This is a genomic window from Achromobacter sp. RW408, assembly GCF_003184165.1.
GTDB lineage: Bacteria > Pseudomonadota > Gammaproteobacteria > Burkholderiales > Burkholderiaceae_B > Achromobacter > Achromobacter xylosoxidans.
In genome coordinates, this window is the sequence record NZ_QHHO01000049.1 from 1,398,430 (window position 1) to 1,416,164 (window position 17,735).

General features: G+C 61.3%; 19 protein-coding genes and 1 pseudogene. 8 read left to right on the top strand and 12 right to left on the bottom strand.

The window, feature by feature from the left end; translation table 11 throughout:
- Positions 1 to 2 precede the first annotated feature (2 nt).
- Complete coding sequence (locus DK459_RS25905; RefSeq protein WP_054418795.1) at positions 3 to 785, bottom strand: transporter substrate-binding domain-containing protein; 783 nt, start codon at positions 783 to 785, stop codon at positions 3 to 5.
- 386 nt (positions 786 to 1,171) lie between these two features.
- Here DK459_RS25905 and DK459_RS25910 point away from each other — a divergent pair, with 386 nt between their 5' ends.
- A complete protein-coding gene (locus DK459_RS25910; RefSeq protein WP_024067356.1) occupies positions 1,172 to 1,501 on the top strand; it encodes a YegP family protein in 330 nt (109 codons plus the stop codon).
- 164 nt (positions 1,502 to 1,665) lie between these two features.
- Here DK459_RS25910 and DK459_RS25915 read toward each other — a convergent pair whose 3' ends face one another.
- The gene (locus tag DK459_RS25915) at positions 1,666 to 2,631 is read right to left on the bottom strand and encodes a tripartite tricarboxylate transporter substrate binding protein (protein ID WP_110135150.1); all 966 of its coding nucleotides are present in this window, start codon (positions 2,629 to 2,631) and stop codon (positions 1,666 to 1,668) included.
- Positions 2,632 to 2,844: 213 nt separating this feature from the next.
- On the opposite strand from DK459_RS25915, the gene DK459_RS25920 reads away from it, so the two are divergent.
- Together DK459_RS25920 and DK459_RS25925 are read left to right on the top strand one after the other, a co-directional pair.
- Positions 2,845 to 4,038 carry an acetylornithine transaminase gene (locus tag DK459_RS25920; RefSeq protein ID WP_110135151.1) on the top strand — a complete coding sequence of 398 codons (1,194 nt, stop codon included), beginning with the start codon at positions 2,845 to 2,847 and terminating at the stop codon, positions 4,036 to 4,038.
- A 488-nt stretch (positions 4,039 to 4,526) separates the two neighbouring features.
- A complete protein-coding gene (locus DK459_RS25925) occupies positions 4,527 to 5,714 on the top strand; it encodes a phospholipase D-like domain-containing protein (RefSeq protein ID WP_110135152.1) in 1,188 nt (395 codons plus the stop codon).
- A gap of 184 nt (positions 5,715 to 5,898) precedes the next feature.
- On the opposite strand, the pseudogene DK459_RS25930 reads toward DK459_RS25925, so the two are convergent.
- Positions 5,899 to 6,774: pseudogene (locus DK459_RS25930) on the bottom strand (integrase core domain-containing protein).
- A 121-nt stretch (positions 6,775 to 6,895) separates the two neighbouring features.
- Positions 6,896 to 8,530: a class I SAM-dependent methyltransferase gene (locus DK459_RS25935; protein ID WP_110135153.1), complete on the bottom strand. Its 1,635-nt coding sequence runs from the start codon at positions 8,528 to 8,530 to the stop codon at positions 6,896 to 6,898.
- A gap of 863 nt (positions 8,531 to 9,393) precedes the next feature.
- On the opposite strand from DK459_RS25935, the gene DK459_RS25945 reads away from it, so the two are divergent.
- Positions 9,394 to 9,726: a hypothetical protein gene (locus tag DK459_RS25945; protein WP_054499271.1), complete on the top strand. Its 333-nt coding sequence runs from the start codon at positions 9,394 to 9,396 to the stop codon at positions 9,724 to 9,726.
- A 94-nt stretch (positions 9,727 to 9,820) separates the two neighbouring features.
- Here DK459_RS25945 and DK459_RS25950 read toward each other — a convergent pair whose 3' ends face one another.
- Positions 9,821 to 10,777 (bottom strand): GlxA family transcriptional regulator, encoded by a 957-nt coding sequence (locus tag DK459_RS25950; protein WP_110135154.1) that lies wholly within the window; start codon positions 10,775 to 10,777, stop codon positions 9,821 to 9,823.
- Positions 10,778 to 10,915: 138 nt separating this feature from the next.
- On the opposite strand from DK459_RS25950, the gene DK459_RS25955 reads away from it, so the two are divergent.
- The 3 genes from DK459_RS25955 to DK459_RS25965 all read left to right on the top strand — a co-directional run bounded on the left by DK459_RS25955 (position 10,916) and on the right by DK459_RS25965 (position 12,236).
- The gene (locus tag DK459_RS25955) at positions 10,916 to 11,227 is read left to right on the top strand and encodes a DUF3817 domain-containing protein (RefSeq protein WP_158288284.1); all 312 of its coding nucleotides are present in this window, start codon (positions 10,916 to 10,918) and stop codon (positions 11,225 to 11,227) included.
- Positions 11,228 to 11,230: 3 nt separating this feature from the next.
- Positions 11,231 to 11,659 carry a CopD family protein gene (locus DK459_RS25960; protein ID WP_047992401.1) on the top strand — a complete coding sequence of 143 codons (429 nt, stop codon included), beginning with the start codon at positions 11,231 to 11,233 and terminating at the stop codon, positions 11,657 to 11,659.
- Positions 11,660 to 11,810: 151 nt separating this feature from the next.
- A complete protein-coding gene (locus DK459_RS25965) occupies positions 11,811 to 12,236 on the top strand; it encodes a hypothetical protein (protein WP_006389447.1) in 426 nt (141 codons plus the stop codon).
- Positions 12,237 to 12,266: 30 nt separating this feature from the next.
- On the opposite strand, the gene DK459_RS25970 is transcribed toward DK459_RS25965, so the two are convergent.
- A complete protein-coding gene (locus DK459_RS25970; RefSeq protein ID WP_233256864.1) occupies positions 12,267 to 12,632 on the bottom strand; it encodes a VOC family protein in 366 nt (121 codons plus the stop codon).
- Positions 12,633 to 12,724: 92 nt separating this feature from the next.
- Here DK459_RS25970 and DK459_RS25975 point away from each other — a divergent pair, with 92 nt between their 5' ends.
- Complete coding sequence (locus DK459_RS25975; protein WP_110135156.1) at positions 12,725 to 13,111, top strand: YkvA family protein; 387 nt, start codon at positions 12,725 to 12,727, stop codon at positions 13,109 to 13,111.
- A 13-nt stretch (positions 13,112 to 13,124) separates the two neighbouring features.
- On the opposite strand, the gene DK459_RS25980 is transcribed toward DK459_RS25975, so the two are convergent.
- From DK459_RS25980 to DK459_RS26005, 6 genes are all read right to left on the bottom strand, one after another.
- Positions 13,125 to 13,826, bottom strand: a complete 702-nt coding sequence (locus DK459_RS25980) for a hypothetical protein (protein ID WP_110135157.1) — start codon at positions 13,824 to 13,826, stop codon at positions 13,125 to 13,127.
- 9 nt (positions 13,827 to 13,835) lie between these two features.
- Positions 13,836 to 14,468: a LysE family translocator gene (locus DK459_RS25985; RefSeq protein ID WP_054446080.1), complete on the bottom strand. Its 633-nt coding sequence runs from the start codon at positions 14,466 to 14,468 to the stop codon at positions 13,836 to 13,838.
- A 32-nt stretch (positions 14,469 to 14,500) separates the two neighbouring features.
- Entirely contained in the window at positions 14,501 to 15,025 is a 525-nt protein-coding gene (locus DK459_RS25990; RefSeq protein WP_006389442.1) for a DUF4189 domain-containing protein, read from the bottom strand.
- 8 nt (positions 15,026 to 15,033) lie between these two features.
- Positions 15,034 to 15,624 (bottom strand): isochorismatase family cysteine hydrolase, encoded by a 591-nt coding sequence (locus DK459_RS25995; protein WP_110135158.1) that lies wholly within the window; start codon positions 15,622 to 15,624, stop codon positions 15,034 to 15,036.
- Positions 15,625 to 15,742: 118 nt separating this feature from the next.
- On the bottom strand, positions 15,743 to 16,657 hold the full coding sequence (locus tag DK459_RS26000) for a hypothetical protein (RefSeq protein ID WP_054449113.1): 915 nt from the start codon (positions 16,655 to 16,657) through the stop codon (positions 15,743 to 15,745).
- A gap of 130 nt (positions 16,658 to 16,787) precedes the next feature.
- Entirely contained in the window at positions 16,788 to 17,519 is a 732-nt protein-coding gene (locus tag DK459_RS26005; protein WP_110135159.1) for a FadR/GntR family transcriptional regulator, read from the bottom strand.
- Positions 17,520 to 17,735: the final 216 nt, after the last annotated feature.

The window sequence follows — 17,735 nt, forward strand, 5'->3', positions numbered from 1 at the left end:
CCTTACAGATCCTTGGGCAGATCGGCGCCCAGCCACTTCTTGGAGATCGCCGTCAGCGAGCCGTCGCGCTTGGCGTTGGCCAGGATCTCGTTGACCTTGGCGCGCAGCTTCGGCTCGTCCTTGTTCAGGCCGATGTAGCAGGGCGAATCCTTGATCAGGAACTTGGTCTCGGGCTTCTTCGGCGGGTTGCGCGCCAGGATCGCGGCCGCCACCACGTTGCCCGTGGCGATCAGCGGCACCTGGCCCGACAGGAAGGCGGTGATGGTGCCGTTGTTGTCTTCATAGCGCTTGAGCGTGGCCGTGGGCGGGGCGATCTTGGTCAGCTCGATGTCCTCGACCGCGCCGCGCGTCACGCCGATGGTCTTGCCCGCCAGGTCGGCGGCCGACGCCACCTTCACATCGGCCGGGCCGAACACGCCGTTGAAGAACGGCGCATACGCGTCGGAGAAATCGATCGCCTTCTCGCGCTCGGGATTCTTGCCCAGGCTGGAAATCACCAGATCCACCTTGCGGGTCTGCAGGTACGGCACGCGGTTGGCGCTGGTCACCGGCACCAGCTCCAGCTTTACGCCCAGTTGCTTGGCGATCAGCGCGGCCGTGTCGATGTCATAGCCCAGCGGCTTCATGTCGGCGCCGACCGAGCCGAACGGCGGGAAGTCCTGCGGCACCGCGACCTTGAGGGTGCCGCGCTTGACGATGTCGTCCAGGGTGTCGGCATGCGTGAGCGGCGCGGCCAGCAGCGTGGCGGCGGTGCAGAGGGACAGCAACAGGGTTCTACGGTTCATGAGGAACTCTCCAGGGCGCGCCGCCCCGGGGAGCGGGGTCGAGCGTTGCACACCAATTCGGTATACAAAACTGGAAAAGCAAGTTCCGTGCCATTGGGTAGCACTGCGGCGGTACCGCGGACGGCCCGGGCGAGCGGCCCGCGGCCGCACCGCGGTGGTGCGCGGCGCGCCATGGCGGCGCATTGCCGGCACCGGAATGGGCCGCGCCCCTCTCTCGCGGGGATACCGATCGCGGCGGGCCGTGGCACGGGGCCACGCATCCGGCGCATGGCATTGGCCCTACGGCATCCACTGCCTGTAAACATCCGTTACTATCGACCGGCGTTCACGTGCACGCATCGCAGTATCAGCCAATCCTTGAAGCCATCCCGACAACGGAGATTTCCATGAGTGGTTACTACGAGTTGAAGCGCAGCGGCGATCAGTACATGTTCAACCTGAAAGCCGCGAACCATGAAGTCATCCTCACCAGCGAACGCTACACCAGCAAGGCCAGCGCCTTGGAAGGCATCGCCTCGGTCCGCCAGAATTCGCCGGTGGATGCGCGCTACCAGCGCAAGACGGCCACCAACGGCTCGCCCTTTTTCAACCTGACCGCCACCAACGGGCAAATCATCGGCCATAGCGAGATGTATTCCAGCGCCGCGGCCCGCGACAACGGCATCGAATCGGTCAAGAGCAACGGCCCCACCCCCACGGTCAAAGACAACACCTGAACGTGAACAGGGGCGGCGGCATCACTGCCACCGCCCCTGTTTCGCAGAGGGGGCACGGGGCGCGGCGATTCGTCGCCATGCCCCGCCCCGCGACGCACTCGGCAGGCCTGGCGCAAGAGGCCATCCGGCCCCTGCGATCCCCTCGCGCGTTTTCAAACGAGCAATCAGTCCACCTGCGCGCCCGACTGCTTGACCGCCTTGCCCCACTTGTCGACCTCGCTGGCGATGAACGCGCCAGTGGCCTCGGGCTTCATCGGCATCGGCTCCGCGCCGCGATCACGGAAGAACTTCTGCATCTCGGGCGTGCCCAGTACGTGGCCGATCTGCTGGCTCAGGTAATTGGTCACAGCCGGCGGCGTGTCACGCGGCGCCAGCACCGCCGCCCAGCCGATCGCCTCGAAACCGGGATAACCGCTCTCGGCCACCGTCGGCACGTCCGGCAGCTGCGGCAGGCGCTTGGCCGTCGTCACCGCCAGCGCCACCGCCTTCTTGCTCTGCACGTGCGGCAGCCCCGCCGTCACCGAATCCACCATCAGCGGCACCTGGTGCCCCAGGAAATCCGCCTGCGCCGGGCCGCTGCCCTTGTACGGAATATGGCGGATGTCGATATTGGCCGCCGCCTTGAACATCTCGGCCGACAGATGCTGCGTGCCGCCGATGCCGGCGCTGGCATACGCCAGCTCGCCCGGATTGGCGCGCGCCTGCTTGACCAGCTGCTGCAGCGACGTGATGCCCGAAGCCGGCGTCGCCAGGAACATCAGCGGCACCGAGAACACCCCCGACACCGGCGCGAAATCCTTGGTCAGGCTGTAGTTGATGGTCTTGTACAGCGTCTGGTTCACCGCCGCGGCAGAGCCCGCGATCACCAGCGTGTAACCGTCCGGCGTCGCGCGCGCGGCCTGCTCCATGCCGATATTGCTGCCGGCGCCGGCGCGGTTCTCCACCACGATCGGTTGTTTGACGGCCGTGCCCAGCTTCTCGGCCAGCGCGCGGGCGAAGATATCGGTGGCCTGCCCCGGCGGGAACGGCACGATCAGGCGGATGGGACGGTCGGGATACTCGGCATGCGCGGCCGTCGCGGCCGCCGCCAGCACCAGGCCGGCGGCAAGACTGGAAAGAATTCGTGTCATGATCGGTCAGTAAAAAGCGACAAAGCGCGGCGTCCGGCGCCGGCCCTGTTGCATAAAATAGAGAGCCCCGCGCAAGCGGCCCTTTTGGGGCGGCCGTGGGGCGGATCGGCTGGGGGTGCGTCACGATAGCATTCCCCCGCCGGTGCTAAATTCGGCATTTAGCGTTTCCCCTTCTTTTTCAACCCCTGTTCTCTCCTTTCAGCAGGAACCGCCATGGAATTCAGCCAGTACAACGTCAACGCCCTCATGGAGATCACCTCCCGTCCGGACCTCGTGTTCGTGCGCGGCCAGGGGTCCTGGCTGGAGGATCACGCGGGCAAGCGATACCTGGACTTCGTCCAGGGCTGGGCCGTCAACACCCTGGGCCACAGCGCCCCGGAAATGCAGAAGGCCCTGCTGGACCAGTCCAAGCTGCTGATGAACCCGTCGCCGGCGTTCTACAACCTGCCCTCCATCGAACTGGCCACCCGCCTGACCGGCGCCTCGGTCTTCGACCGCGTCTTCTTCGCCAACAGCGGCGGCGAAGCCAACGAAGGCGCCATCAAGCTGGCGCGCAAATGGGGCCAGGTCAACAAGAAGGGCGCCTACAAGATCATCACCATGAACCACGGCTTCCACGGCCGCACCCTGGCCACGATGTCCGCGTCCGGCAAGCCGGGCTGGGACAAGATGTTCGCGCCGCAGGTGGAAGGTTTCCCGAAGGCCGAGATCAATGATCTGGAATCGGTGCGCAAGCTGATCGACGACCAGACCGTGGCGATCATGCTCGAACCGGTCCAGGGCGAAGCTGGTGTCATCCCCGCCACCAAGGAATTCATGCAGGGGCTGCGCAAGCTGGCGGATGAGCACAAGCTGCTGTTCATTGTGGATGAAGTGCAGACGGGGATGGGGCGTACGGGGACGTTGTTCGCTTACCAACAATCCGACGTGGTGCCGGACATCATGACGCTGGCAAAGGGGATTGGTGGTGGGGTGCCGTTGGCTGCGCTGTTGGCGCGCCAGGAAGTTTGCGTGTTCTCGCATGGGGACCAGGGCGGCACGTATAACGGGAATCCGTTGATGGCGGCAGTCGGCGTCGCGGTGTTTGATGCGCTGGCTGCTCCGGGCTTTATGGAGTCGGTCAATGCGCGTGCCAAGCAATTGTCGGAAGGCTTGCTGGCTCTGTCGGCCAAGTATGGGATGAAGGGCGAGCGTGGGATGGGCCTGCTGCGTGCGCTGGTGATGGATCGCGATGATGGTCCGGCGATTGTCGAGGCTGCGCGGAATCTGGCGCCGAATGGTCTGCTGCTGAATGCGCCGCGGGGGAATTTGCTGCGGTTTATGCCGGCGTTGAATGTGACGGCGGAGGAAATCGATACGATGCTGGGGCAGTTGGATGGGTTGATCGGGCAGGCGCGAAAGGCTTGACCTTCTTCTCACCAGCAATAACCTGCGAGGGCCGCTTTATCAGCGGTCCTTTTCTTTGCGCGATTGCCTCGGCGCAATGGGTGCAAGAGCCTACAGTAGAGCTTGAAAAGCTACCTTCAATACACTCCTCAGGTTGGAGGGAATGCACAAGCTCGCCTCCTTCGTGCATGTCGACCGCCCAGATTCGAGAACAGTAGAATTGATTGGATGCGTTGGGTTTTTCATTTTTTGTCACCTCGCTATCGGCGATGCGTTTTTGGCACCGAACTCGGTCCGCCGGGTTATAGCGCCTGACATTAGCGTGGCCCACATTGGACATCGTCAAGTCCGCCGCCACTTCCCGATTCACCTCTATCACCGGGCTGTCAGTAAATCTCAAATTCCAGATACTGCGAACTCTCCACAATGAACGCTTCTGCTTACTATATGCGCCCACTGCTGTTGGTTGTAGTCTTTGATATCATTGCGAAACACTTTGGAGGATTCGCATGGCAAAGGCTCGATTCTTACTTCAGGCAGTCACTGAAAACGATCACGCATCTGTTATCAAGAAAGTCCTAGACAAAGACCTAGATCAACTGATAATAAGCGTTGCATTTGCAAAAAGCCAAGGCGCCGCTGTTATCAAATCCGCACTCGCTAGGAACAAGGAAAAAAGTTCGGTTTTCGTTGGTATTCGAAATGACATAACGTCATATCAGGCGTTAGAAGTCCTTTTGGAAACTGGTGCAAATCTTTATGTGGTAGATACTGGATCTCGCACCACTATTTTTCACCCGAAGATATATCTAGCAAAAAAGGGACGATCGGCAAAGGCTATCGTCGGCAGCGCTAACCTGACTTTTGGTGGTCTACATAACAACATTGAAGCCAGCTCCATTCTCGACTTTGATCTGGACGTTGTTGATGATGCGGAATTTATTAATCAAGTTGAGAGTGTGTTCCGCCATCTCGTTGCCAATTATCCTCAGCATGTATTGAAAATTAGAAATACCGACGATATAAAAAATATATTTGAAAGTGGCAACGTTGTTGATGAAACGGTCACTGTAAAGCAAAAGAAACCGAAAGCGCCGAATGGAAGCGGGGACTCCATCTCTTTGATGAAGCTATTTGGTAGGTTCCCGCTTCCGGTGACTAAAAGAAAGGTCTCTAAGGGATACGTTGATGAGACGGTTGTCGAAGAGGGCGGTAAGGAAAAAGTAGTCTATCGTCCTAGTATTGGAAAGCCAAACATTCAGGATTACTATTTAGTATGGAAAAGTAAAGAATTAAAAGAGCGAGATTTGAATATTCCGGCTGGAGAAAATACTAACCCAACTGGCTCCATGCTCTTGAAAAAAGGGGCAATGGAAGGCATAGATCAACGACATTATTTCTATTATGAGGTCTTTGCTGGCGTGGGTTGGGTTGCCGATGCTTCACAAGCTCATTACGAAAGAGCTCAAATCAAGGTGCATCTTTTCACTAAAGGAGTGTATAGAGGGACGTTTGATTTGAAAATCTCACACAATACTTCGACAACGTCAAAATCCTATCAGCAAAAAAATGCGATGACGAACATTAGTTGGGGGCCAGCAAAGAACTATATTGCCCAACGCGACCTGTTAGGCCGTGTTATGACCTTGTACAGAAGGGATTCTATTCCACCAGAGTTCATGATTGACATTGATTGACTCCATTGGAACAGTGTCTATGTGTTAAATGCCCCGATAGGGTGTGGTTTTGCGAATCCGAATTGACTTACGCAACGCATAACCCTATCTTTTGCATCGTGGCAGGGCTGCGCGTCGCGATGTTGTGACGTGGGATGTACTGAGCTGGTATTCACCTGACACCGGCCCCAAGCCGGTTTTTTTCTTAAGCAGCTTCGGCGAGCACGTCCTGTGGATCGGGCCGCTGTGTCTTTCCGGCATCGAACATCTGCGCCGGAGTTCTGCCTCCATCATCCGGCCTTGATGCGGCGGTTCGTGGTTGTAGTGGTGCAGATAGGTATCGAAGTCTCCCTGCATCTGCTCAATCGATTCATACCAGGTCGTGCGACCCGCAATGCGGATGTGCTCGTCCAGCAGGGTGCGGTGCAGCCGTGCGACGAAGCCGTTGCTTTGCGGTCCCCTGACACGGGTCGTGCAATGTTCGATGCCTTCCAGTTGCAGAAACAATTCGAGCAGTCCAAGACGGTTTGCAGATAAACCTTGCCTACGGCCTTGAGCGTGCAGACGAAAGATGTGTCGATGGCTACCAATTCGCCGGTGTGGTGCACCTCAATTTGACGCTCGGGAAACTCCAGGATGAAGCGTTCGAGCAGGTGAATTTGTTCGTCGTTAAGTTCCGGCGTGTGATTGCGGTGCTCACGTTCCAGCAGCAGCAGTCAGTCGTGCTTGGATAGCAAGTCGTGACGGCTCCCTACGCCACGCACGCCGCCTGAGCTGACAGTCACGCTCCGCACGCCAATTCATGGGACACGCGAACGGGGCCATGCGTTAGCCGCTGCAGGCTGTAATCCAGGATCGATTGCTCGATCTCCGGCGCCACGCGGCTCGGGTGTGGGCCCCGGGCTCTAGGCAGTTTATCGAGCAGCCCTGCCGAGCCATACGTTTGATAGTTGTGGCGAATCTCATAGAACTGCTGGCGGCCGTAACCCATGACCTTGCATGCCTCGCTGACATCGCGTAGCTCCTGGGCCAGATCCAACAGACTGAGTTTGCGACGTGCTACTTTTTCTTCCGTGGTCATACGTACTCTCCGGATCATGCAACAGGTAGGGGCATCCGTTTCATAACCCGGCGTGGGATCGTATGACCCCGTCCTAACGTGGTCACCTGTCAGGTGAATACTGTCTCAGTACACTATAGGATTATTCACCAATCCTTTGTCGGCGGTTCTTCAAGCGTTTCCAAGCGCTTAGCAGGATAGCCTGCTCGTCTATGGTCACTCCCAATGCTCCCAAAACGACCCTAGATTGCTTCTCAAGAACTTCGATGGCGCTTCTTTCTTTGTAGACTAGATTTAAAGCTTCCAAATCAAATTCCATCAGTTCCTTCGGATATGCAATCGCGAGCTCCTCAATTTCTGAGGGGACGAGCTCAAGGACGCCTCCACCGTAGTGGCGACCCTCTAGCTCTGCGCTCAAGGCCGTAAGTGCCGTAACGAAACAAAAGACCAGTTTGTCTGCGGCGATGTCCTTTTTTACCGTAATGCGATATGCCGTGTCGGTCGTGTAGGCTTGCATCTTGTTTAAAACAAGTTTCGGAATGTCATGGCTGCGTTTCAGCATGCCAATTTCCGTCGCATATACGGAAGGCACCGAGTACCAGGGCTTTCGGATTCGGCATTTGTAGCGCGTATGCAAACTTTCACGCTCACCTGAAGCAATATACTCCCTCACCCTTTCAGGGAGGCTGGGGAATTCATTTTGGATAAAAATGAAATTGGTGGGATGTTTTTTTTCAGAATTTTCGCGATGCTGTTTATCATCATAAATTAGGCCTGGGCAATGTTCGCTTCGCCCGAACATCGGGTGTGCGTATTTTTCCAAACCAAATTCTTGAACAACCGTATCCGGAACTAAGAAAAACTTGTTTGCGCCCGTAACGATCCCGACATCCACTTTTGCAATGTCGCGAAATTTATGGACATCATCGAGTTTTAGTAGGGCTTTGTAGAGGGTTCTCTCCTCATCTGTCAATAGGGCCTGAGTCCACTTGCCTTCCACGGTCTCGCCATTAATGCGAGGCGTGTTTAAAAAAACTCCTTCCGGATCTTCTTTAAGAAAATTCCTGCCAGTGACTTTGTAAATGCCCAATCCGTAGGAGTGATCTTCGATACTTTTCTTCTTTTCCGCGAAGAGAATGACAGCACCCTGGAGTGTGTTTTCAAACCATATTTCTTCTGGATCAATTATGAGGAGCTTGCTGCATTGCTCCCCAAGAAAAGTTCTAAGAGACTGGGCATGCATAACATGGATAATTTCAGCGGGTAAAACCATACCTAGTCTACCGCCGGGCTTCAAGACTTTTATGGAGGCGATGACAAAAGGCACCCAGGCATTGGTGTGTTTGGTAAATTTTAAGTTTTCGCTCTTAAATATAACCTCGGATTTCTCTTGAGATTCCGTAGATAGATACTGATAGCGAATAAAAGGAGGATTTCCTACTACCGCATCGTATTTATATTTTCCGGCTGTTATTGATTCTATGGCGTGATCCAAGAAATCCGCACACTTGATGGAGCAATTGACGTTTAGTTGTGCGCCGATTTTTTTTGCTTTCTGGGCTTCGCAGGCGAACAGTTCGAAGCCGTGAAAGTGCAAATCTTCGGTGTAGTTGGCGTTATGGAATGCTTTAATGAAGACGCCGTCCCCACAACTTGGTTCTAGAACCTTTATAGGAGAATTTCTGGCAACCCATTTTGCGATAAAAGTAGCCAGGTCCTCTGGAGTGTAGTAGCCGCCGCGAAGTTTTTGCTCAGATTCATTTTCAATGAAGTTCATTTCTTATCATTCTTCATGGTGAAGATGGCGGGGTGATGATTTTTCATGTGTTCTTCTACGGTTTTTATAAACCAATCTTTCAATGTAATTTGCTCAAGGGCTAAGCAGGCATAGAATCTTTTCTTTAAGTTGGGTTCTATTTCAAGAACTATTCGCCCCGACTCTCCAATCGCCATGATGTGCCTTGTGTGATGTAACATTAGTGATGTTATATTAGTCCGCCAAAAATCATTCGTCAACAGGGAAGTAAATTAAGGTTGGCCTGACTAGGTCCGCATTCTTCAAGGCGCCTTATTTGAGGTGTAAATGTTCGATTGTGAGCGCATACAATTAAAAGATAAATGCCTTCAAGAAGTGGTGTTGCGTCACATGGTCTGTTCATTTGAACCAATGACGGATTTAAACCGTGCTTGTCCTTCAAAAATTGAGGTGGATAGATCTCTAAGGCACGAATAAATTCAAACGCATGGGCGTCCAAATATTTAGGATGGTGTCTGACCACGAATATTTCGATTATTAGATGTCCGGCCTGAATATTCAAAATGACGCGAAGAGCAGGTTTTACCGTCAGTGTGCTACCAAATTCACCCTAGCATTTGAACTTGGAACACCTGCCGTATACTTTGAGCAGCTACCGCACCATCGGTAGCCCGGTTTGGAAGCCGGCAATGTCTTTGGCGGACCGCCGCCGCTTGGCGGCTTTTTCACGTCCGTACGCCTCTGCACGTCCCTATGGGCGGGCCCTGGCGAGGGTGCGTTCGCGCACGCCGGTTTCCAAAGACGCCGGTCTTCCAACCTTGCCTTGCGCCCGCCCACCCCATTTGGAAGTGGGGAGCGGGCTTCATCAGTCTTTGGAGCCTGTCATGCAATCCCACCCCCTCACCCAAAACCCCTGGCTGGTCGACACCGACCCCGAGCACGGCCCGGTCCCCCTCTCCCACCTCTACAACATCGAACGCGCCCGCTACGCCATCCAGACCATCGCCCGCCTGGTCGGCAACAGCGCCTCGGAACCCGCCGCCACCGGCAGCCAGCCGCTGGACGCATGGACGGTGGCCGCGTTGATGGGTGGCGTGGAGGGCCTGTGCGATCACCTCGGCACCCTGACCGACGCCATGCTGGAATCGGCCCGCGCCTACGCCAATGACGCCGCGTTCGACGCCGCCACGCACAACGCGCCGCGCTCGATCCAGTAACCCGAAAAAGAACAACGGCCTGCCGCGCAACGCGTCAGGCCTGTTCCAGGCCACCAAGCGTCAGGCCGCCCCATCCCCAGGCATCAGGCCACCCTCACGCCGCCCGCCGAAACGCCCGTCGATACCCCATCGGGCTCGTCCCCACGATCCCCGTGAAATGCTCCCGCAGCGACACCGCTGACCCGAACCCCACCTCCATCGCCACACGCTCCACCGGCAGGTCCGTCGTCTCCAACATCCCGCGAGCACGATTCACCCTCGCCTGGATCACCCACTGCAGCGGACTCACCCCCAGCAGTTCCTGAAACCGCCGGTTCAAGGTGCGCACGCTGACCGCGGCCTGAGCGGCCAGGGCGGCGACGGTCAGGCTTTCGGCCAGCCGGTGTTCGATCCAGTGCAGCAGCGGCGTCAGGTCGGTGTGCGAGGCCGGCGTGGGCCGCACGATGAATTGCGCCTGGCCGCCGGCGCGTTCCAGCGGCACGACGGCCAGGCGGGCGCTGTTGGCGGCGACGGCGGCGCCGTGGTCGCGCTTGATCATGTGCAGGCACAGGTCCATGCCGGCGGCGGCGCCGGCGGAGGTCAGGACCTGGCCGTTGTCGACGAACAGGACGTTGGGGTTGACGTCGATGGCGGGGTAGCGGTGCGCGAGCAGGCCGGCGGCTTTCCAGTGGGTAGTGGCCTTGAGGCCGTCGAGGATGCCGCTGGCGGCCAGGACGAAGGCGCCGGTGCAGATGGAGGCGATGCGGGCGCCCTGGGCGTGGGCGTGGCGGACTACGTCGAGGATGTCGTCCGGGACGCTGTCGGCCGGGTCGGCCAGGCCGGGGATGACGAGGGTGTCGGCGCCGCGCGCGGCGTCCAGGCGGTGGCGGATGTGCAGGTCGTAGGCGTGGGTGCGGACGCGGGGTTTGCTGGCGTGGACTTGCACGGCGTAGGGGCGGCGGCCGTCGAGGGTTTCGGCGAGCTGGAAGATCTCGCAGGGGATGGACAGGTCGCCCGCGACGAGGCCGTCGAAGGCGAGCACGGCGACGCGGTGCGGGGTTGGCGGGAGCATGGGGCTGGGGCCTCGGGACAGGTCGGGCGGACGGCGGCGCACGGTTGGCGGATTTCTTTCGAAGATTGGCATTTTGGCCAATGGCTGGCGATTGCGCCAGCCCGGACAATGCCGCTGATCCTGTTGCGAGACGCTGCCATGCCCCTGAAAGACGCCGATGCTTCGACCCCTGCTCTCTTCAAGTGGGCGGCCATGCTGGAAGGCGTGACGCTGCTGGCGCTGCTGGGCATCGCGGTGCCGTTGAAGCATCTGGCCGGGATGCCGCAAGGGGTCTCGTGGGTGGGGCCGGTGCATGGGGTGGCGTTCATGGTCTATATCGCGCTGGCGTGCAATGTGGCGTCGGCGCAGGGTTGGCCGCGCCAGCGGCTGGTGTGGACGTTGGTGGCGACGCTGGTGCCGTTTGGCGGTTTCGTGATCGCGCGTTCGCTGCGCCGCGCGCGGGGGGCGTGAGCGATGGCGTATCTGCTGATCAAGTCGCTGCACCTAGCGCTGGTGCTGTTCTGGGTGGCGGGGATGGTGGTGCAGGCGTTCGTGCTGGCGGCGGCCGACAAGCTGCCGGGGCCCGCCTTGCCGCAGGAGCTGGCGCGCCTGCGGCTGCTGCGCAAGTGGGAACGGCTGCTGACCACGCCGGCGATGGTGGGCGCGTTGGCCAGCGGCGTGTATCTGGCGACGAGCGCGGGCTGGTTTGGCAGCGGGTGGCTGTCGGTGAAGCTGGCGTTGGTGCTGTTGCTGGCGGCGGTGCATGGGATGCAGGCGGGACGGCTGCGGCGGCTGGCGGAGGCGGCGGGTGATGCCTCCGAGGCGGGCCGTGCGCGGCTGATGCCGGTGGTGCTGGCCGCGCCGGTGCTGATCATTCTGCTGGTGGTGGTGAAGCCGTTCTGAGGGCGGTCGTGTAAGTGCACGGCACGCCGCGCAGGCACAAAGCCGCGTCATTCGCTTCGTCCGAAACCCACGCTCGGCACACGCATGGACGACATGAAGCCCGTCAAAATGGGCTTCAGTCGATCCCCAGACGCGATACGCGTGCGTTGCCATGAATGCCCTGTTTGTCGAGTTGCCCGAATTCTCTCGCCATCGCGAGGAATTCCTGGCCGACGACGAATTCCGCGCGCTGCAATGCCTGATGTTGAAACTGCCCGAGGCCGGCGTCGTCATCGAAGGCACCGGCGGACTGCGCAAGCTGCGTTACGTCGACCCGCAGCGCAGCCGGGGCAAGCGTAGCGGCTTGCGAGTCATCTATTACTGGTGCGACGCCGAGCGGCAATTCTGGCTGTTCCGGTTGTATGGCAAACAGGATGTGAACGACAGCAATTCCGCCATCCGCAAGATGTTCGCCAAGTTGCTGGCGCAGGCGCTGGCGGCGCCGGGAGGCGCGCCAGCGGCCATCACGCGCAGGGTGCCGAAGGTGCCGACGCATTACCGGGCGCCGAAGCATTCGGTGAAGGCCAGGGCTGAATAAGCCGTCGGTCTGATTTGCTACGGGTCTGCGTCAAACGCCCTGCACAAACGCCAGCGTATATCCGTTGCCATCCACCAGCCCGAACTCATGGGAGCCATAGGCCATGCGTTGCAACGGCCAGGCGATGGGTGTCTTGTCCTTGACCTGCCGGTAGAACGCTTCGACATCGGGAAGCGAGAAATACAGGGTGCCGCTGAATCCCGGCGCCCGCCTCCACAGATCGAGCGTGGTGAAGATCAGCCGCCCCCCGTGTTGCTCCACCGTGAGCGTGCCTTCGGCGGAGTCGGTGACGGTGAAGCCAAGCACAGACCCGTAAAAGTCGCGGGTTGCGGCGAGATCGGTGGTGTGCAGCAAGGCGGAAAGCGGCATGTCGATGTCCTGCGCGATGGGGGCCACACGATTCTTTCATGGATCGCCCGATCACGTTTTATCCTTCGGGTTAGCAATCTGGAATTCATCGCCGTTTCCCGAGCCGCAGAGCCGATCCCATGCCAACCCGCGACCGACTAAAAACCTGGGCCCGGCGCCTCAAGCGTGACGGCCTGACGCTCTGGTTCGCCGGCAAGCACCCCCGCACGCCCTGGCACGCCAAGGCGCTGGGCGTGTTCGTGGTGGCCTACGCCCTCAGTCCCATCGACCTGATTCCCGACTTCATCCCGGTGCTGGGTTATCTGGATGACGTGCTGTTGCTGCCGGGCCTGATCTGGCTGGCCATCAAGTTGTTGCCGCCAGATGTGCTGCAGGAATGCCGCGGCCAGGCGGACGCGTGGATCCAGGCCAAGCGCGAAAAGCCGCGCAGCCGGGTGGGTGCGGTGGTGATCGTGGCGTTGTGGGTGGCGGTGGTGCTGGCGGTCGGCTACTGGCTATGGCGCTGACGCGGCGCGCGGTTCAATCTTCCAGGAACCCCAGCGTGCGCAATTCCGCGATCGCGCCCAGTTCCTCGTCGCGCCGTTTCTTGGGCGCGCCCAGCGATGCGGCCAGCAGCATGGCGGGCTTGTCGGATTCATCGAAGCCGCGCAGCACGCTGTCGGCAACGGGAAAGGCCTTGGCGAAGCTCGCATCCAGCGCCTGTTGGCTACGGTAGCGGCCGCGCTTGTCCAGGATCACCTGCGTTTGCGGATCGCGCCTGATCAGGTGCAGCGGCACGCCTTCGCAACGCAGCCCCAGCAGCCTGGCTTCGCTGATGTCCAGCGCCCAATCGGTCTCGGCATAGAACGCGGCGCGGGCGGTCTCGAACTGCTGGAGCCGGTCCGCATCCGTGCTGAACGCTTCGGGCGTTAGGTTCAAGTTGATCTTGCCGATCTTGCCCTTGAGAGTGACGCGGCGAAAGAGCGAGGCCCACACCAGCAGGATGGGATTCGTGGACAGGTCTTCGACCACCACGTCCTCGAACACGCACGGCTTGATCTCTGAATTCACGACACGACATTGCGACAGCGTCACGTTCCGCACGCGCGACATGCGTTGCGGATACTTGACCATCGACAGGCCGCAATTGTCGAAGGCGCAGTCGTGCAGGTGCAGGTCGTGGAAATGCGCGTTGCCCTTGTCCAGGGCCATGCGGAATTGCTGGCCTTCAATCTTCTGCATGGGCGCGCCTCAGTTGCGGCTGGCGGTGGCCAGGCGCAGCGCCAGCGCCAGGAACACCGAGCCCAGCACGTACTGCGGCCAGCGCGACACGCGCTGCCGTCCCGCCCAGCGCCGGCTGAGCTGGTGCGCGGCCAGGATGACGGCGCCGTTGATGAACAGGCCGATGACGTTGAGGATGGTGGCCAGCACCAGGATCTGCAGGGCCACCGAGCCGTCCTGCGGCCGCACGAACTGCGGGAACAGGGCCAGCACGAACAAGGCCATCTTGGGGTTGAGCAGGTTGGTCAGCAGGCCTTGCAGGAAGACTTCGCGCACGGGCGAGCGGGCCCGGCCCGCATCGGGCATGTGCGACACGGGGCGCGAGCGGAAGGTGCGCACGGCCAGGTACAGCAGGTAGAGCGCGCCGGCGAAGCGCACCGCGTCGTAGGCCATGGGCACCGCCACGAACAGCTGCGACAGGCCGAAGGCCGCCAGCAGCGCGTGGCAGTAGGTGCCGGCCTGGATGCCGGCCAGCGAGGCGAAGCCGGCGGCCCTGCCCTGGGCGGCGCTGCGCGAGGCGATCAGCAGCATGTCGGGGCCGGGCGTCATGGCCAGGGCGACGCAGGCGCCGCCAAAGAGCACGAGGGTGGCGGGGTCGAGCATGGCGAGTCCTTGGGGCGGCCGGTGGCGGTCGATTATTGGGCCGGCACGGGCAGGCTGCAACCGGTGTAGAACGCCTGGCAACTGGCGCCGGTGTCCTTCTCGCAGGTTTCCAACGCGCGCATGCGGGCCAGTTCTTCGCCGGCGGCGGTGACGGAATTGACCAGCACGCCGCTGCCCTTGGGCGACGGGCCGTAGGCGACCGCCACGCACTGGTCGTGGTAGGTGGTGTTGATGACGCAGCGGGCGCCGCCCTTGGTGGCGCATTGGGCCAGCGCGTCTTTTTCCGCGCGGGCCTTGCTGGCGCGGTCGGCCGAGATGCCGATCGAACCCGACAGCGCGTCATAGGCCACGGCGCCCCAACGCTGGGCGTCGCGCGACGAGGCGGTGGACGCGCCGCCCGCGGCAGGCGCGATCTCCACGGGGATCGGCACGCATTGCTGGCCGGGCGTGCCGACGCTGGGCGCGTAGCCGTCGGGGCAGCCTTGTTCGGCTTGCGCCACGGCGGCGTGGGAAAAGTTCAGGGCGATGGCAAGGGAGGCAATGATCAGGGTACGCATGGGTCAACTCATTCGTTCGATAGACCGCCCAGCAGGGACAGGGCCTCGTCCAGGGACAGCACTGTGGTGCGCGACTCGAAGGCGGTCGCGAACAGGTGGTCGTGCACGACCGGGTCGGGGTCGTAGCAACAGTCCTTGACGGTCAAAAGGCGGTAGTCGGCGTCGCTGGCGTGGGCGATGGAAGACAGCATGACGCCGGTGGAGGCAACGCCGACCATGATCAGGGTGTCGATGCCCTGGGCCGACAGCCGCGGTTGCAGGTCGGTGCCGAAGAACACGCTGGCGCGATGGGCGAGGATGATGGGTTCGTCATCGCGCCGGCCGAGTTCGGGCGAGACGCGGTCATGCACGAAGCGGCCCAGCTGGCGGATGCCCTGCCCGTTCTTGTTCAGCGGGCTGACTTCCGGGTAGCCAGGGCTGAAATGGATCTTGGCGAAGTAGACGCTCACACCGGCGCGGCGCGCGGTATCGCACAGTTGCCGCGTGTTGGCCAGCAGCGTGGGGGCGACCGACGGGAACAGGTCCATGATGTCGGTCTGGTAGTGCATGACCAGCAAGGCGGTGCGCGCGGGGGTGATGGCCGGGGGCGGGGTGGTCATGGTCGCTCCGTGAAGACGTTCTTCATGACCAGTCAGTTTAGCGGCAGTCGCGGGACGGGGCACGGGCCGGGTTGCCGGACGTCGCGCCCCGGTTTTTTCGGGTTAGCTGCGTTGTCGTCTACTTTTCGGCGTACTTCTTGCCGGCTTCGTCGTAGACGTAGCTGACGGCGTCGGCCGGGCCCAGTTTGCGGGTCTTGCCCGGGCCGGAGATTTCGGTGCCGCTGGGGGTGACGGTCAGGCGCGGCATGTCGCTGCCGTTCTGCGCGGTGAAGGTCAGCTTGCCGGTCTTGGCGACGCAGGGCATGACATCGCCGTCGGCGCAGGCGGCGCTGTTGTCGTCGCCGGTGAGGATGCTGCCGACGTAGGTCCAGACCTTGTCCTTGAGCTCGTCGCGCGGTCCGGGGTTGAAGACGAACAGGGCGTAGCCTTCGAAGCTGGTGCCGTTGTCAAAGCCCTGGGTGGGCACGGCCAGCAGCAGCTTGCCCTCCGGGGTGCGGTAGTCGAGCGGCTTGCGGCCGGTGTCGACGGCTTCGGCCCGTTCGTAGGCGCCGAACATGCCTATGGTGTGCTCCATGCCGCGGAACTTCCAGGGGCGCTCGGCGGTGGAGCCGGTCAGCGTGAAGGTGGCTTCGGCCAGGTTGACCTGGGTTTCGGGGCCGGCTTCGTCTTCGCCGGGCTTGCCGTATTTTTCGCGGGTGTCCCAGGTGAAGCCGGTGAAGTATTGCGTGCCGCCCAGTTCGAAGGCGTGGCCGAACCAGTAGGTGGCGACGCTGCCGTTGGCGACTTCGTACGAATCGGCGCCCTTGCCGTCGATCTGGTAGATGGCGTACATCACCGTGGGGGCGTCGGGCGGAGCGACCTTGGCGGCGGCCGGTTGCGTGTCCTGGACGGCGTCCAGGCGCGGCTTGGACGCGGGTTCGGCCGCGCTGGCGGGGTTGAACAGGGTGGCCAGGGCGACGGCGCACAGGCCGGCGACGGTGGCGCGCAGCGGCGGACGGCGCGGGAACGGGCGGATTTGCAGACGCGTATTCATGTCGGATTTGTTCTCGTCGGTCTTCGATAAGCGCACCGAGGCGCATTGTGCGGCGCCATCTTAGAGGGTAGATGAGGCGGGCGTCGGACAGCGATTTGCCAATTGTGTCCGACTGCAAGTGGTGGCGTGCTCAGGGGCGGTCGGGATGCGCCATGCGTTCGAGCTTCTGCACGTCCAGCCCCATGCGTCGGCCCGAGGCCAGCAGGTGCGCGGCGGCGGCCTGGCGGGCGGCGTCGGGGTCCTTGGCCTGGATGGCGTCGAACAGGCGCAGGTGTTCCTGCTGCGCTGGGCGCGGCCCGCCGGCCAGCCGGGCCGAATTCTGCCAGCCCATTTCGCGCGCCTTGAGAAGCTGGCCTTCGATGAAGCCGCTGAAGGCCACCAGGTAGGCGTTCTGGGTCGAGCCGGCGATGGCGGCGTGGAAGTCGACGTCGGCCTTGGACGCGGCGGGATAGTCGCCTGCGTGCCGCTCCATGCGCTTGAGCGCATCGCGCATGCGAGCCAGGTCGGCGGACTTGCGGCGCAGAGCGGCGGCTTCGGCGGCGGCGGTTTCCATCCAGAAGCGCAGTTCGAACAACTGCGCCAGGTCCTTGGCCGAGGTGTCGCCGCGCGGCAGGCGGAACACGCTGCCGGCGGGGTTGGCGGCGACGTAGGCGCCCACGCCCTTGGTGGTGACAAGGACGCCGTCGGCCTTCAGTTGCGAGACGGCTTCGCGGATGACCGGGCGGCTGCAGCCCAGCGTGCGCGCCAGTTCCTGTTCGGCCGGCAGGCGCGAGGCGGGCGCGAAGCGGCCTTCGGCGATCTCCTTGCGCAGGGCCGCGATGACCTGGTCCACCAGCGTCAGCGGACGCTCGATAACTTGCATGTCTGCTTCCTATCCAATGGCGAAGACAAAGGCTGCGCGATGCCGGCCGGCGCCGCCCCTGGCGCCATGATATCGCTTCGCCCAAAGCCCGGCGCAGGCCCGTTGCATGGTGGATTATGCCTTGCTATGCTGTCTTACAGCCTGACAGCTATCCGCCTTTCCCGCGCCCCGCCATGGCCGTATCCGCCGTGCGCCACGGACGCCGCCCAGGAGCCG

Coding starts and splice junctions, on each gene's coding strand:
- DK459_RS25905 (WP_054418795.1), bottom strand. CDS start 785: ATGAACCGTAGAACCCTGTTGCTGTCCCTCTGCACCGCCGCCACGCTG.
- DK459_RS25910 (WP_024067356.1), top strand. CDS start 1,172: ATGAGTGGTTACTACGAGTTGAAGCGCAGCGGCGATCAGTACATGTTC.
- DK459_RS25915 (WP_110135150.1), bottom strand. CDS start 2,631: ATGACACGAATTCTTTCCAGTCTTGCCGCCGGCCTGGTGCTGGCGGCG.
- DK459_RS25920 (WP_110135151.1), top strand. CDS start 2,845: ATGGAATTCAGCCAGTACAACGTCAACGCCCTCATGGAGATCACCTCC.
- DK459_RS25925 (WP_110135152.1), top strand. CDS start 4,527: ATGGCAAAGGCTCGATTCTTACTTCAGGCAGTCACTGAAAACGATCAC.
- DK459_RS25935 (WP_110135153.1), bottom strand. CDS start 8,530: ATGAACTTCATTGAAAATGAATCTGAGCAAAAACTTCGCGGCGGCTAC.
- DK459_RS25945 (WP_054499271.1), top strand. CDS start 9,394: ATGCAATCCCACCCCCTCACCCAAAACCCCTGGCTGGTCGACACCGAC.
- DK459_RS25950 (WP_110135154.1), bottom strand. CDS start 10,777: ATGCTCCCGCCAACCCCGCACCGCGTCGCCGTGCTCGCCTTCGACGGC.
- DK459_RS25955 (WP_158288284.1), top strand. CDS start 10,916: ATGCCCCTGAAAGACGCCGATGCTTCGACCCCTGCTCTCTTCAAGTGG.
- DK459_RS25960 (WP_047992401.1), top strand. CDS start 11,231: ATGGCGTATCTGCTGATCAAGTCGCTGCACCTAGCGCTGGTGCTGTTC.
- DK459_RS25965 (WP_006389447.1), top strand. CDS start 11,811: ATGAATGCCCTGTTTGTCGAGTTGCCCGAATTCTCTCGCCATCGCGAG.
- DK459_RS25975 (WP_110135156.1), top strand. CDS start 12,725: ATGCCAACCCGCGACCGACTAAAAACCTGGGCCCGGCGCCTCAAGCGT.
- DK459_RS25980 (WP_110135157.1), bottom strand. CDS start 13,826: ATGCAGAAGATTGAAGGCCAGCAATTCCGCATGGCCCTGGACAAGGGC.
- DK459_RS25985 (WP_054446080.1), bottom strand. CDS start 14,468: ATGCTCGACCCCGCCACCCTCGTGCTCTTTGGCGGCGCCTGCGTCGCC.
- DK459_RS25990 (WP_006389442.1), bottom strand. CDS start 15,025: ATGCGTACCCTGATCATTGCCTCCCTTGCCATCGCCCTGAACTTTTCC.
- DK459_RS25995 (WP_110135158.1), bottom strand. CDS start 15,624: ATGACCACCCCGCCCCCGGCCATCACCCCCGCGCGCACCGCCTTGCTG.
- DK459_RS26000 (WP_054449113.1), bottom strand. CDS start 16,657: ATGAATACGCGTCTGCAAATCCGCCCGTTCCCGCGCCGTCCGCCGCTG.
- DK459_RS26005 (WP_110135159.1), bottom strand. CDS start 17,519: ATGCAAGTTATCGAGCGTCCGCTGACGCTGGTGGACCAGGTCATCGCG.